This window comes from Syntrophothermus sp. (genome assembly GCF_013314835.1).
Lineage (GTDB): Bacteria > Bacillota > Syntrophomonadia > Syntrophomonadales > Syntrophothermaceae > Syntrophothermus > Syntrophothermus lipocalidus.
Window position 1 is genome coordinate 1 of sequence record NZ_JABUEX010000058.1, and the last position, 13,647, is coordinate 13,647.

The 13,647-nt window shown below is 51.7% G+C and carries 15 protein-coding genes; 3 read left to right on the forward strand and 12 right to left on the reverse strand.

The window, feature by feature from the left end:
- Positions 1-216 precede the first annotated feature (216 nt).
- The 3 genes from HPY90_RS12915 to hydG all read left to right on the forward strand — a co-directional run bounded on the left by HPY90_RS12915 (position 217) and on the right by hydG (position 3,205).
- Positions 217-474, forward strand: coding sequence for a TM1266 family iron-only hydrogenase system putative regulator (locus HPY90_RS12915; protein WP_287195066.1), 258 nt, complete (start codon positions 217-219; stop codon positions 472-474).
- 208 nt (positions 475-682) lie between these two features.
- A complete protein-coding gene (gene hydE / locus HPY90_RS12920) occupies positions 683-1,738 on the forward strand; it encodes a [FeFe] hydrogenase H-cluster radical SAM maturase HydE (protein WP_287195068.1) in 1,056 nt (351 codons plus the stop codon).
- A 63-nt stretch (positions 1,739-1,801) separates the two neighbouring features.
- Positions 1,802-3,205, forward strand: a complete 1,404-nt coding sequence (gene hydG, locus HPY90_RS12925; RefSeq protein WP_013174324.1) for a [FeFe] hydrogenase H-cluster radical SAM maturase HydG — start codon at positions 1,802-1,804, stop codon at positions 3,203-3,205.
- Here hydG and HPY90_RS12930 read toward each other — a convergent pair.
- The 12 genes from HPY90_RS12930 to mfd all read right to left on the reverse strand — a co-directional run bounded on the left by HPY90_RS12930 (position 3,202) and on the right by mfd (position 13,415).
- Entirely contained in the window at positions 3,202-4,086 is an 885-nt protein-coding gene (locus HPY90_RS12930) for a Ppx/GppA phosphatase family protein (protein ID WP_287195071.1), read from the reverse strand. The genes hydG and HPY90_RS12930 overlap by 4 nt on opposite strands.
- A gap of 66 nt (positions 4,087-4,152) precedes the next feature.
- Positions 4,153-4,536 carry a S1 RNA-binding domain-containing protein gene (locus HPY90_RS12935; protein WP_013174322.1) on the reverse strand — a complete coding sequence of 128 codons (384 nt, stop codon included), beginning with the start codon at positions 4,534-4,536 and terminating at the stop codon, positions 4,153-4,155.
- Between the two features lie 71 nt (positions 4,537-4,607).
- The gene (locus tag HPY90_RS12940; protein WP_287195074.1) at positions 4,608-4,937 is read right to left on the reverse strand and encodes an FtsB family cell division protein; all 330 of its coding nucleotides are present in this window, start codon (positions 4,935-4,937) and stop codon (positions 4,608-4,610) included.
- Positions 4,903-5,151, reverse strand: coding sequence for a helix-turn-helix transcriptional regulator (locus tag HPY90_RS12945; RefSeq protein WP_013174320.1), 249 nt, complete (start codon positions 5,149-5,151; stop codon positions 4,903-4,905). Before HPY90_RS12945 ends, HPY90_RS12940 begins: the two co-directional genes overlap by 35 nt.
- A gap of 120 nt (positions 5,152-5,271) precedes the next feature.
- Positions 5,272-5,706 (reverse strand): spore cortex biosynthesis protein YabQ, encoded by a 435-nt coding sequence (yabQ, locus tag HPY90_RS12950; RefSeq protein WP_287195076.1) that lies wholly within the window; start codon positions 5,704-5,706, stop codon positions 5,272-5,274.
- A gap of 47 nt (positions 5,707-5,753) precedes the next feature.
- Positions 5,754-6,026: a sporulation protein YabP gene (gene yabP, locus HPY90_RS12955; protein WP_287195078.1), complete on the reverse strand. Its 273-nt coding sequence runs from the start codon at positions 6,024-6,026 to the stop codon at positions 5,754-5,756.
- Between the two features lie 125 nt (positions 6,027-6,151).
- Positions 6,152-6,400, reverse strand: a complete 249-nt coding sequence (locus tag HPY90_RS12960) for an RNA-binding S4 domain-containing protein (RefSeq protein ID WP_013174317.1) — start codon at positions 6,398-6,400, stop codon at positions 6,152-6,154.
- A complete protein-coding gene (gene hbs, locus HPY90_RS12965; protein ID WP_287195080.1) occupies positions 6,401-6,673 on the reverse strand; it encodes a non-specific DNA-binding protein Hbs in 273 nt (90 codons plus the stop codon).
- 92 nt (positions 6,674-6,765) lie between these two features.
- On the reverse strand, positions 6,766-7,524 hold the full coding sequence (mazG, locus tag HPY90_RS12970; protein ID WP_013174315.1) for a nucleoside triphosphate pyrophosphohydrolase: 759 nt from the start codon (positions 7,522-7,524) through the stop codon (positions 6,766-6,768).
- Positions 7,525-7,646: 122 nt separating this feature from the next.
- Positions 7,647-9,194, reverse strand: a complete 1,548-nt coding sequence (locus tag HPY90_RS12975; RefSeq protein WP_287195083.1) for a putative polysaccharide biosynthesis protein — start codon at positions 9,192-9,194, stop codon at positions 7,647-7,649.
- 178 nt (positions 9,195-9,372) lie between these two features.
- Positions 9,373-9,939 carry a stage V sporulation protein T gene (gene spoVT, locus HPY90_RS12980; protein WP_287195085.1) on the reverse strand — a complete coding sequence of 189 codons (567 nt, stop codon included), beginning with the start codon at positions 9,937-9,939 and terminating at the stop codon, positions 9,373-9,375.
- 230 nt (positions 9,940-10,169) lie between these two features.
- Positions 10,170-13,415, reverse strand: a complete 3,246-nt coding sequence (mfd, locus tag HPY90_RS12985; RefSeq protein ID WP_287195087.1) for a transcription-repair coupling factor — start codon at positions 13,413-13,415, stop codon at positions 10,170-10,172.
- Positions 13,416-13,647 lie beyond the last annotated feature (232 nt).

Here is a 13,647-nt window from a genome sequence, read left to right on the forward strand (position 1 = left end):
TGCCCTTGGCAAAGCCCGGGGAGCATGTTAAACTTTTAACAAGAAGTGTATACACCCTGACGACGAGGATGTTTCTGAGTCCAAGGGGCTTAATCGACACGATTCCTGCTAACGAGGAGCGGTCTGAGTTAAAGGGGAGGTGGGGAAAAGTGCGCCTTTATGAGCCTGCTTGGAAGGATTCCGGGTAGGCTTTTTTAATTTCACAGGGGAAATAGGGTGAAAATTTTGGAAAACAAAAGACTGGGAGTAGTAGGCATCATAGTTGAGAACCGGGAATCGGTCCCGGCCATGAATCGGATCTTGAGTGACCACGCCGAGATCATCGTGGGCAGGATGGGGTTGCCCTACCGCGAACGCGAGGTTTCCGTACTCGCCCTGATCGTGGACGGCTCAACCGATGAAATCGGGGCCATGACTGGGAAATTGGGGAAGCTGCAGGGGGTAAAGGTGAAAAGTGCCCTGGCCAGCAAGTAGAGCCACAGACCCGGCACTCAGCTCAAGTCTTTATTAGCGACTCGCGTTTCCGAGAACAGCTGGCATGTTGCAAGTTCGGCCAGCTGAGTGCCGGGCACTCAGCTCAAGTCTTTATTAGCGACTCGCGTTTCCGAGAACAACTGGCATGTTGCAAGTTCGGCCAGCTGAGTGCCGGGCAGGTGGCTAATTCGAGAGAAAGAGATGGCTTATGAGTGCTGTGGATAGAGTCATAAATGAGTACCAAGAAACGGGTTCCCTGTCTAAAGCAGATGTAGAGTTTTTGCTCGCTTTGGAGGATGAGAAAGACCTGCAAAAGCTGTTTGCTCTGGCTAACAAAGTAAGAGAACGCTTCGTGGGCAGCGAGGTTCACCTGCGGGGGATCATCGAGTTTTCGAACTACTGCTCACGGGCCTGTCTTTACTGCGGAATCAGCCGCTACAACCGCCATCTCAGCCGTTATCGTATGGACGTAGAAGAGATCCTCCAGGCCGCGAAGGAAGCTGTGGGCATGGGGTTCAAGACCATTGTGCTGCAGTCGGGAGAAGACCCTTTTTACTCAACGTCGACGATAACCAGATTAGTCTCGGAGATTAAGGCAATGGATGTCGCAGTTACGTTAAGCGTAGGGGAAAGAAGGCGGGAAGATTACGCAGCCTGGAAAGAAGCAGGAGCGGACCGTTACCTCTTGAAATTCGAGACCTCGGACCCGGATCTATACCGGCGATTGCGGCCAGGATGTTCTATGGCCCAAAGGCTCCAGTGTTTGACTTACCTGAAAGACCTCGATTACGAGGTAGGCTCAGGCATCATGGTCGGCCTTCCCGGGCAGACCTTGTCCAGCATGGCCGACGATATCCTTCTCATGAGGAAACTGCAGCTGTCGATGGTAGGAATCGGGCCCTTTATCCCGCACCCTGCCACTCCCCTGGCTTCAGCCCAAGCGGGTACCGCATCCTTAACCCTAAAAGTTTTAGCCGTAACCAGGCTCATGTTGCCATGGGCTAATCTCCCCTCCACCACCGCCTTAGGGTCAGTAGATAGGGAAGGGCGGCGTGAAGGACTGCTAGCTGGGGCTAATGTCTTGATGCTAAACGTGACTCCCCTCAAATATCGCCGGTTATACGAGATCTATCCCGCCAAGGCAGAGGTTGAGGATGACCCGACTGCCCTTAAAGCCGCAGCCGTGGAACTCGTAACACGGCTGGGAAGGCGGGTATCATCTGGATACGGTGAAGGGCGGAAGGCAGTAGGAATGGAGAGTTAAGAATTATGAGTTAAGAATTGAGAATTTTGGAGTTGAAAAGTCTAAGTGAGGAGATGAGGAGAAATGGCGTATCAGGCTGTTGATTTTATTAATGAAGAAGAGATCTGGTCGTTATTGGAAGCTGGGAAAAGGTTTGGGCAGGAAGATATCCGGCAAATGATTGAAAAAGCCCGGGAAGCAAAAGGGTTGGAGCCGGTAGAAGTTGCTGCCCTCATCCAGGTCGAGGACCCCGAGCTGTTGCAAGAAATGTACGCGGCGGCCCGCGAGATTAAAGAAAAGATTTACGGCAAGCGTTTGGTGTTCTTTGCTCCCTTATACATCAGCAACTACTGCATCAACGACTGCGTTTACTGCGGCTATCACCGCTCCAATAAGAACCTGACCCGGCGCAAGCTGACTATCGATGAAATAGCAGAGGAGGTACGCATCCTCGAACAGATGGGGCACAAGCGCATAGCCTTAGAAACCGGGGAGCACCCGGTTGAGTGTCCTATCGAATACGTGGTAGAAGCGATGCAAACCATATACAGCGTGAGAGAAGCGAACGGCAATATACGCAGGATCAACGTGAATATCGCTGCCACCACCGTAGAGAATTATCGCAAGCTGAAAGAAGCAGGTATCGGTACCTACGTGCTGTTCCAGGAAACGTATCACCACGAAACTTACGCCAAAATGCACCCCAGCGGCCCCAAATCCGACTACCTCTATCACTTGACCGCTATGGACCGGGCTATGCAAGGCGGCTGCGATGACGTGGGTTTAGGCGTGTTGTTTGGTCTTTTCGACTACCGGTTTGAAGTAATGGGATTCTTAATGCACGCCCGTCACCTGGATGAAACTTTCGGCGTAGGGCCTCATACTTTGTCCTTCCCGCGCCTGCGCCCGGCAGATGGCGTTTCCCTGGATAACTTCCCTTACCTGGTTTCAGACGACGATTTCCGCAAGATAATCGCGGTCATGCGCATGGCGGTTCCTTATACCGGCATGATCCTGTCTACCCGCGAAGCCCCCGGATACCGAGATGAGTTGTTCGAACTCGGTATTTCCCAGATAAGTGCCGGTTCATGCACCGGGGTAGGAGGTTACAGAGAAGAAATAGAAGGGAAAACCTGCAATACTGCACAATTCGAAGTCGCTGACGAACGTGGCCCCGATGAGTTGATCCGCAGCCTCTGTGTAAGCGGCTACATTCCCAGCTACTGTACCGCCTGCTACCGCAGCGGCCGGACCGGAGATCGCTTCATGGCGTTGGCCAAAACCGGACAGATCGGTAATGTTTGCCAACCCAACGCCATACTGACCTTTAAGGAATACTTGGAAGACTACGCTTCTCCCGAGACCAAGGAAATCGGGGAGAAGACTATTCAAGAACATCTAGGATACATCAAGAGCGACAAGGTCAGGGAAAAGACTATTGAAAGACTGGCGATGATTGAGGCCGGAGCGCGGGATTTATACTTTTAGACACCAGGGGAAGCCCCTGCCAATCGCCATATAATCCCTTCCAGGAGATCGCTCTCGCTGACGATTATTTCATCTTTGCCGAGCCCGTCCATTATAACGAGAACGATAAGCACTCCCTTGACCACGATATCCGCCCGTTCCGGCTGCAGTCCCGGCAGCCGGCGGCGGAGGTTAAGGGGCATGCCTTCCAGCATCTGATACAGGTCCTCTACCTCCTGGTATGTCAGTTTCTGGCCGTGAACCAGGTCCGGATCGTATTCGGCCAGCCCCTTCTTTATGGCAACCAGAGTAGTAGGAGTACCGCCAGTCAAAACCAGTGGATTTTTTCGAAACCTGGGAGCCAGGGCAAGCACCTCCTCAAGTGCTGCCCGGATTTGTTCTCTCGACCAGTCGCCTTCGGTTGCCTTGACTGCTCCTACCTTTACGCTTTTGATGACCGGAGACTGGCCTGCATAGATAAATTCTGTACTTCCAGCCCCCAGGTCCGCTACCAGGGGCAACTCGGAGAAGTTCAGGCTTCGGACCACACCTTCCCACGCGAGGCTAGCCTCTTCTTCCCCGCCTATTACCTCTATAGAAAGGCCGGTTTCTTCTTCTGCCACCGCCAAAAAGTCTTCCCGGTTTACTGCTTCCCGAACCGCGCTGGTCGCAACTACCCTGTAGGCAGAAACCTGGTACCCGTGCATGATATCTCTGAAATTGAGGAGGCAATCGACCGTTCTCTTGATGGCTTTAGGATGAAGCCAACCGCTTTCCAGAAGCCCTTCTCCCAAACGGGTTGATGTTATCTTTTTCAGAATTGATACCAGCCTGCCCTCGATAACTTCGGCTATGAGGAGCCGACAGGAATTGGTGCCGATATCAGCTGCCGCAATCCTCAAAATGACCACCTCAAAGCAAAAAATAAAAAGACACTCGCTAACGAGTGTCGTTTTCTCGACAAAGTGCTAAGAATACCGGTTCCTTCTTCTCGTGTCACGCTTTAACTTAAGGGTCGCCAGTTTTTCATCGCTTTCTTTTAAGAACTTGTTGATCTTGTCCTCCAGACTCATAGCTGCGGCCTCCCGACTTTGCCGTTCCTTTTCTTTGGCCTGCCGGACAGACAACCCTACTTTTCCGTTGTCGGCGACATTCAAAACCTTGACCTTGACCCTCTGCCCCTCCTGCAAGAAGTCTTTGACATCTTTCACATACGTGTCGGCAATCTCCGAAATATGGACTAACCCCACTTTGCCGTCCGGAAGCTCGACGAAGGCTCCAAACCTAGTAATGCCCTGTACCACTCCTTCCACAATCGCACCCGGAATAACTTCTTGTTGCTCGATAGGCATACGGATATATGGCCCCCCAATTCTATTTATGGTCTCATTTTACTAAGGTCTCGGGCCCTGTGTCAATATCATCATTGGCCCGAACCCTGTTCGGGGACCACCTTTACCATAACTTTCTCACCTGGTTTTACCATTCCCAATTGCTCCCGGGCCATTCTCTCAATTGCTTCATTGGTCTGGAGATCCCGCTCGAGCCTAGTCAGTTCCGCCTTTTTCTTTAAGAGCTCGGACTTTTGTTCCTGTAACGCCTGGATTTCACCCTTCATATCCCACAACATCTTCAACTGAGGTCCAAACACAAATGCGAAAAAGGCCAACACCAAAACCACTACGAACAGCTTTCTCCCCTTTTTGCCTTTAGACGGCTTAGCCCTGGTCTTTGTCTTTTGTCTCCTCCTCATCGTAAGCCCCCAAAATACCAAGAACTTCGCCCGGAATAACTATTACCACTTCGTATCCTTTACTCTTGGCCCTGTTATAAAGAGTGCCAACCGTGCTGGTACTGATACCCAGGGTCCGGGCAATCGTTTCCGTGCTCTTTCCCATCTCCTTTAGCACAACTACCTGTCGCTCTCGGAAGCTCAGTCTCTCGGCTCCTCTTATCTCTATCTTCATCTGCGGCCGCCACCTAGTGTCCACATTTTTTCCACAGTCTGTGTATAAATCAATTACGTTTCTATTACATCATTCTTTAAGGAGGATTGATTTCCTCCCGATTAAAAAATTTTTTTGATTTTACTTCACCTCGTCGTCATCATCATGCTTCCTACGAAAGATTGCCGTGTACCAGGAACCCATTCGGCGACGGGTCCACGTCCAAGGATAACACACCGTCCGAAACAGCCAAGAACAGCCGTTTACCAACCCCTCTGCCATGGCGGACATGATTCTCTGAGTCCTTTTCCACAGGTACAAGCGGTAGGCTAATGCCCCCAAGAGCAAAGCTGCTAGAACATGGCCCCTCATCTCCCCGTGGTTTATTAAAAGCAGAGCCAAGAAAACGGGTATTACCATTAGCAACCATATTAAGAGATCGAAAAAGTATAAGAAAAAGCGGCCCAGGCCCGCTTTCTTGATGATAACGTGATAGGCATGAAAGAACATCCCTACCAAGAGCCCCAGTCCGGCTGTCAACGCGAATTCGGTTATCTGGGACACGAGTATGTTCAATCCCGGGTCCCCCTTTCCAGGGTTCCTCAAAAAGCCAGCTCTGAGTTTTATCGCAACAGGCGGTCAAATACCCTGCGGCTTTTGTCTTTTAGCCTTTGGTGCTGAGGCCTGTACTCGAGGCTCGTAATCTTGTTTCCCTCAACCGACACGATACCCTGCTCCAGGTTAAGCTGGGTTATGTGCAAGTTCTCCCCGCGCAAGAACAATGGCCCCTGCACCGTGTCTAATACAATCTGGTTATCGTCAAAGCTGCCCACGTTGGTCACCCCGGTTAAACTGAGAGACTGGCAGTTGGTTAACGTGAGAGAGTGCTCAGCCACGTCTACCCCTCCTCGGCCTGTACTCATGACCAGTATATGTCGGCTCTTTCTCCGGTAGAACTCGGTCTCTTCCTCTACGCCGAATAAAAAATCGCCCCCGTTAAAGGGCGATTAAATTATGTACATCATGACTGCTCTATTGTTCGATACAACTGGGCTGCATCCGCAGCCCGGACCGATTCTTTTAGTTCCAGCACTTCGACCACCATTTTCCGAACTCCAAACTGGATGGTGATCACGTCTCCCGGTCGAACCTCGGTAGCAGGCTTGGCCACCCGGCCGTTAACCAGTACCCTCTCGTGATCCGCGAAATCTTTGGCTACCGTTCGGCGCTTGACCAGGCGTGAAACCTTGAGGAATTTGTCCAACCTCACTTATACAACCGCGTCCTTGAGAGCTTTGCCCGCCTTGAAAGCTGGTATCCGGGCAGCCGGTATTTCGATCTCTTCGCCCGTCTGGGGATTGCGTCCCTTTCTCGCCTGCCGCTCCCTCACTTCGAATGTACCAAACCCGACTAGCTGCACCTTGCTACCATCCTTAAGAGCTTCTTCTATGGTGGCAAAGAGAGTGTTGATGACCTTCTCTACGTCTTTCTTGGTCATGTTAGCCTCACTCGCCACTTTGGCAACCAAGTCCGTTTTGTTCAAGCCTATCCCCTCCTTTACTGTAAACTATATTGCCTATTCGCTATGAAAGCGTTCTTTCCTTCTTCCGCCGCAAACTTTTTACGCATCGTCCTCTAAAACTTGGCCTTGGCTTCTTCCCAAAGAGCATCCATCTCCTCGAGGCTCACCTCACTCCAGGCCTTTCCCTGCTGAACAAGGTTGTCCTCTATGTACCTGAAACGGTCTTCGAATTTGTTATTGGTTTTCTGCAAGGCTTCCTCCGGATCTACCCCCAAAAACCTCGCTACATTGACAACGGCAAACAGGATATCGCCCATCTCCGCAGCCACGTTTTCCGGCTCTTTCGCTTCGGCTAATTCCCTTACCTCCTCCGCAACTTTCTGCAAAGCGCCTTCCACGTCCGGCCAGTCAAAGCCCACCCTCGCCGCTTTGCTCTGAAGCTTTTCCGCCCGCATCAAAGCGGGCAGGCTTTTGGGAATGCCCTCCAACACCCTCTTTTTCCCTTCCTTTTCCTTGAACCCTTCCCACCGGTCCAGCACCTCACTGCTGGTTGAAAGGTTCATGGATCCAAAAACGTGGGGATGGCGGTTTATCATCTTTTCGGTGACGCCTTTTATCACGTCGTTGATGTCGAACGCCTCCTCCCGCCGGGCCAAAGCCGAATGAAAGACTACCTGCAAAAGCACGTCCCCCAGCTCTTCCTTTAGTTTGTCCATGTCTTTCTGCCATATGGCATCCACTACCTCGTAAGCTTCTTCGATGAGGTACCGGGTCAAAGAAGCATGCGTTTGCTCGCGATCCCACGGACAGCCTCCCGGACCTAGCAACCTGTCCATTACCTCCACCAACTCGTCTAACGGATACTTGTCCATAATTTGCTCCTCCAAAACTTCTTCAAAAACTCCTGATAACCCCGGCCAGCACTCCTGGACCTAATCGCAGTTAGCAACATCAATAAACCGGGCATCAGCAGAGTGCATCTGCGGCAACATCTTTAAACCTTGATTAGGCTTCGTATAGTCTTAATATCGAGTTCGCGAATGACAAAAAGAATCCCTCCATAGAGGAGAACCCCTGCGCCGATTGCGAGGACGGTAGAATAGTACGAATACAGTCCTTGAGCAACAAAACCCTGGTAGGCCATCTTGACGCCAACCCCCATGAGGGTGGTTGTCACTACCAGCTTAATAAATCTCTTCCCTTCGAAAGATACGCGGCTGATCTTCCTTAGTTCATAGAAATTAAGGCATGATCCCACAAAGAAGGCAACCACCGTTCCGATAGCCGGCCCTCTTATTGCTAGAAAGGTCCCTGTAAGATAGTAATTGAAGAAAACTTTCAGCAGGCCGGTTATGATCAAGTTACGGAGCGGTATGTCGGGTCTTGCTAAACCCTGAAGGGAAGCACTCGATACTTGAAAAGCGGCCAGTACTATAACGGAGAAGGCCAGGGGTTCAAGCGGTATGCCGGCTTCGGGACTGGCAAAAAGCAGGTCTGTTATCTGCCGGGCCAGCACGTAGAGGCCGGCGGCCGAGGGCAGAGAAATGAGCATGGCGGCCCTAACCCCGTTGTTTACGCGAGCCCGCAATTCGGACCAATCCTTACGCGCTGCGACCTCAGATACAGCCGGAACCAAACTGGTGGCAATAGCTATGGTGAAAATGGTAGGAAGGTTGATAAGAACCGAAGCCATCCCTGACAGCTGGCCGTACAGGGCGGTGGCCTGACTCGTAGAATAACCCGATGCCATCAAACGACCGGGAACGATAACCGCGTCCAGCATCTGTACCAGCGGCACTACTACCGCTCCGAAGGATATGGGAACCGCAAGCTTGACCACCTGCCAACCCAACTCCACAGAGCTCTCCCTAGAACAAGGCAGTACGCCCGAATCCCTTTTCATTTGCCGGCGAAAACGGATATAAGAATAGAGCAAGAAAATGAGTCCTGCTATCCCGCCGACCACAGCCCCGAAAGTAGCTCCGGCCGCTGCATATTCCAGGCCGCGCGGAAACAGGATGTAGGCCAGAATCAATACGAAAGTCACCCGGAATATCTGTTCTACTACCTGGGATACGGCTGTAGGCACCATCCACTGGTAGCCCTGAAAATACCCGCGGAATACGGACATAAGGCCTGAAAAAAAGATGGCTGGGGCTATCGCCATAATCGGGTATACGGCCCGCGGCTCGTGTAGAATATTGCGAGCCAAAAAACCGGCCCCCTGCCAAACCACGATGGAAAGAACAAGCCCGAGGAAAGCCAGTCCCACCAGCGAAACCCGGAAGATCCGGCGGCTATCTCCCCTTAAACCCTCAGTCTCTTTTCTTGCCACCAAAACCGATATGGCTACCGGAACCCCAGCGGTAGCTAGGGCCAAGATAGTAGTATAAATAGGATAGGCCATCTGGTACAAGCCCATCCCTTCTCCTCCTATGAGCCTCGCCAGCGGAATACGGTAAACTGCCCCCAAGGCTTTACTGACTGCTCCGGCTACTGCTAGGATGAAAGCTCCCACCAGGAAGTTCTGTTTTTTTACCATCTATTCTCCTCCCCCAAACTCAGGCCCACAGCTATTAGTTTATCGCCCAAGTAAAAAAAAGAAAACGGTAAAATACACTTTCAGACTTGTCCGGACCGTTTTGGCGACATTTTAAAACAACTCTTCATCTAGAGCAGCAACCCCAAAGAAAAACGGCCTTGCTCGAAGGCCGTGGGATTTACTGCTCCATTTGTTTAGCCAAAAACCCGGCTGCCGTCTCGGCCAGTTTCTGTTCTAAGTCCCCCATTCTTACTGCGGGCTCCTTTGACATTATTATTACCGCTCCGATCGGGTCCCCTTGCGAAATGATAGGAGCAATAACCTGGGAGGTTATTTTGCAGTTCCCGTCTCCCGATTCCAACACAGGACAACCTTTGCAGTAAGAGTGATCACCGATCTCGTTCATAACCGCTACCCGCCGGTCTTCGAGAGTCTTCTCCACGGCCGGACCAATAGGTTTGTTCATAAACTCCTTTTTGGGGGCTCCGGCCACGGCGATGATATTGTCCCGATCCGCAATCAGAGCAATCTGCCCGATGGCTTCATGTAAAGAATCTGCATATTCTTGGGCAAAGTCTCCTAATTCGCCGATAGGAGAGTATTTTTTGAGAATGACTTCGCCTTCCCGATCTACGAAGATCTCCAGGGGATCGCCTTCCCGTATACGTAAGGTCCTCCTTATTTCCTTTGGTATCACTACCCGGCCCAGATCATCTATTCGCCTTACGATACCTGTTGCTTTCATCCGGCTTCCATCCCTCCTTCTTGCGGAAGTCAAAATTTGTTTTCTGTCCTCAGTGATAGTATATAACTCAAAATCCCCTTTTATTCACTTTTTACCATGGTAGCAGCCCTTGTCCCGCAGTCTTTTACCCGTTTTCGACTTTGCGCACAACAAAAGCAGACCGTTCCGCCATTTGCCCTGAAAACGAACCACAGATGGACACTGATTTGCCTCAAAATCAAAAACAGGATCTAGATTGCTTCCAGTATCTGTTCGAGCAACTCCAGGTTGGGGCCACCTTCGAGGGGTACGGAAATAGTGAAGCTGTCCAAAGATTGGACAGGCGCCTTTATCTTCTGCCCTAGAACGCGAAGCTTGGCGGCTGCCCCGTCTACAGCCCGGTTAAGTCTTATTTGAAGCACCCCTCCGTTGGTTGAAATACTTTTTATATCTTTGCTCCTGGCACACACCCTTAAGCGAGAAAGGCGCAGCAGGTTTTCAACCGGAGCCGGCAGGCTCCCGAAACGCTCTTTTAATTCTGCACGAATTTCGTCGATTTCTTGTATGCTGGCCGCAAACATGGCCCTCCGGTACACCTGCAACTTGAGCCCTATGTCCCCGACATAATCGTCGGGTATAAAGGCATCTATCCTGACATCCAGCAGAGTATCACCTTCACTCCTAGGGGCCGTACCATTCAAGCGAGCCGTCTCTTCTTCCAGCAACCGGCAGTACAGGTCAAACCCTACAGCTGCTATATAGCCGTGCTGCTCGGGCCCCAGTATGTTTCCCGCCCCTCTGATTTCTAAATCCCGCAACGCGATCTTCATGCCGGATCCGAGTTCGGTGAACTCTCTGATGGCGTTTAACCTCTTTTGGGCCGCTTCCGTGACCGATTTGTCCGGGCGGTAAGTGAAATAAGCGTAGGCCAGGCGCCGGGATCGCCCAACCCGCCCCCGCAGTTGGTACAACTGGGCAAGCCCTAAACGGTCAGCCTCGTCCACGATAAGGGTGTTGACATTGGGCATGTCCAAGCCCGACTCGATAATGGTGGTGCATACCAATACCTGAAATTCCTGATTAAGGAACCGCTTCATTATATCGGCCAGCTCATCTTCGGGAACCCGCCCGTGGGCTACCTCCATCTTTACTTCGGGCACCAGCATCTGCAGGTGGTTCCTAAACATCTCAATATCTTGAATCCGGTTGTGAACCGCGAAGACCTGCCCCCCTCTTTCCACCTCGGCCCTAATCGCCTCCCGGATTATGTCTTCGTTGTATTCCAGCACATAAGTGGTGATAGGGTAACGGTCAGGAGGAGGGGTCTCTATTACCGAAAGATCCCTCAGGCCGGTCAAGGCCATGTGCAAAGTTCGGGGAATGGGAGTAGCGGATAAACTGAGTGCGTCCACCGTCTCTTTTAATGCCTTTATCCTCTCCTTTTGCCTAACTCCAAACCGGTGCTCTTCGTCCACCACCAGCAATCCCAGATCCTTAAATCGGACATCCCGGGACAGCAAACGGTGGGTACCGATAATGATGTCGATAACCCCCTTCTTCAAGTCTTCCAGAATACGTTTCTGCTGACCCGGAGTCCGAAAACGGCTCAATACCTCGACAACGACCGGGGTATTCTTGAACCTTTCCAGGCAGGTCTGATAGTGCTGTTCGGCTAGGATCGTAGTGGGAACCAGAATTGCGACCTGTTTGTGATCCATGACCGCTTTAAACGCTGCCCTAAGAGCCACCTCCGTCTTCCCGTAGCCCACGTCTCCGCAGATAAGCCGGTCCATAGGCCGCGGCGTTTCCATGTCTTTTTTTACTTCTGCAACAGCCCGAATCTGGTCCGCCGTCTCTTCGTACTCAAATGCATCTTCGAACTCCTTCTGCCATACCGTGTCAGGCGAAAAAGCAAACCCCGGGACCGTTTGGCGAAGAGCATATACACGCAAAAGTTCTTGCGCCATTTCGCGGATCGATTCCCGTACCCGGTTTTTGGTTTTCTCCCAGTCCGTCCCCCCGAGCTTAGAAAGACGGGGCTCTTTATCATCAGGTCCGGTGTACCTGGTCAACATTTCCAGTTTGTCTACAGGCAGGTACAGGCGGTCACTGCCTGCATACTGGATGACCAGGTATTCCTTGGCAAACCCTTCCACCTCCATCTTGGTGATTCCTTGAAACAGCCCTATGCCGTGATTCTCGTGGACCACGTAATCCCCCACTCGCAGATGGTCCAACTCTAACCTGAGCTTCCCTGTTTCCTTTTTGGGCCCGCCTGTCCTCCGCGGCCTCTTACCCCAGACGTCTCTGTCCGACAAAACCGCCATTTTCAGGGTGGGACTGATAAAGCCTTTTTCTATGTCCCAGTCGGTAACCACGACTCCTGGAACAGTATTGAGCCCCAGTTCCTCCCTGATCTTATTCTTCATCTTCCGGTCGCTCATGGCTACGGCCACCGAGTAACCTTGCCCAACCCACTCTTTTATCCGCCTGGCTGTTAATTCGGGGTGAGCAAAAAAGGGTTCCATTTCTTTTTGAGATATATGCTGGTAAAACTCTAAAGGTTGTATGTTTAGCTGCCCGGGGAAAAAAGCGTGGTATATCACCGGATGCCGGTTTATTAAGGCCTCGACTTCATCCCAGGTAAAAAGCGCGTCCATGTCATCTGTTTTAAAGCCCTTCTCCTTGGCCGCTGCCAGCAACTCCTCCTGCCGGCGAGCCTGTCGGTGAAAGCACCGTTCAAACTCTCGCCGTTCATCCAAAAAAACAAGGCTATCTTGGGAGACGTAATCGAGGAGATGAGCAGCCTGCCCTGAACCCGTTTCCCCCGCTGGCGAAATGGACACTGAGGTTAGCTTTTTGCCAGATCTTTGAGTCAGCGGATCGAAGCTCCGAATACTCTCGATTTCATCGGCCCACAGTTCCAAGCGAAAAGGTTTTGTTTGGTCTGGAGGGTAAACGTCCAGTACCCCCCCTCGCAAACCGAAACTACCCGGGTCGGTCACCACCTGGCATCTTTGATAACCTAGTTCCACCAGCCTCCGCATGGTTTTTTCTAAATTGATCTCCTGCTTTACCGCTAACGTTAGGGTTTGCCTCCGAAACTCTTGTGGGGAAAGCACCTTGGTCACGAGAGAACCGGCTGTAGCGATAAGCACCTTGACCTGTTGATGCCCCGAAGCAAGACGGCTCAAGGTACTGAGCCGGGTCATGCGGCTGAACGAGTTCTCCCTCCCTTCGTGCCAGAACACGAGGTCTTGGGAGGGATAAAGGCAAACCGCATCCGGGCCGAGAAAACCACGCAGTTCCCGGTGAAGATCATAAGCCTGCTCCTCGAGAGGAACCAGGCACACCAGCGTGTCCTCAGTACGCGTAGCCAAAAGGTACAAAAAAAAGCTGCGGGCGCTGCCCGCCAGCCCCGAGATCATACCAGGCCTGCCCGGCCTTACCCGAGTGGTCAGGCTCCTGACGATGTCGACATCAACCTTTAGCTGCAAAGTTAACCCTCCATTGTTGCAATGCCGAAAAGTGGACGCCCCTTTCTAAGGGCCTCCACACCGAATTAAGAGCCACAGATAAACACTGATGACCACAGATTAACACAGATTTTTTGACGCTGATTAACGCAGCCACAGATGAGCACAGATGCTCACTGATGTTCACAGATTGTTTTTGACGATTTCCTAGGGTCCACTACTTGAGAACCAAGTTTTCATTCTCTAGTGGTGA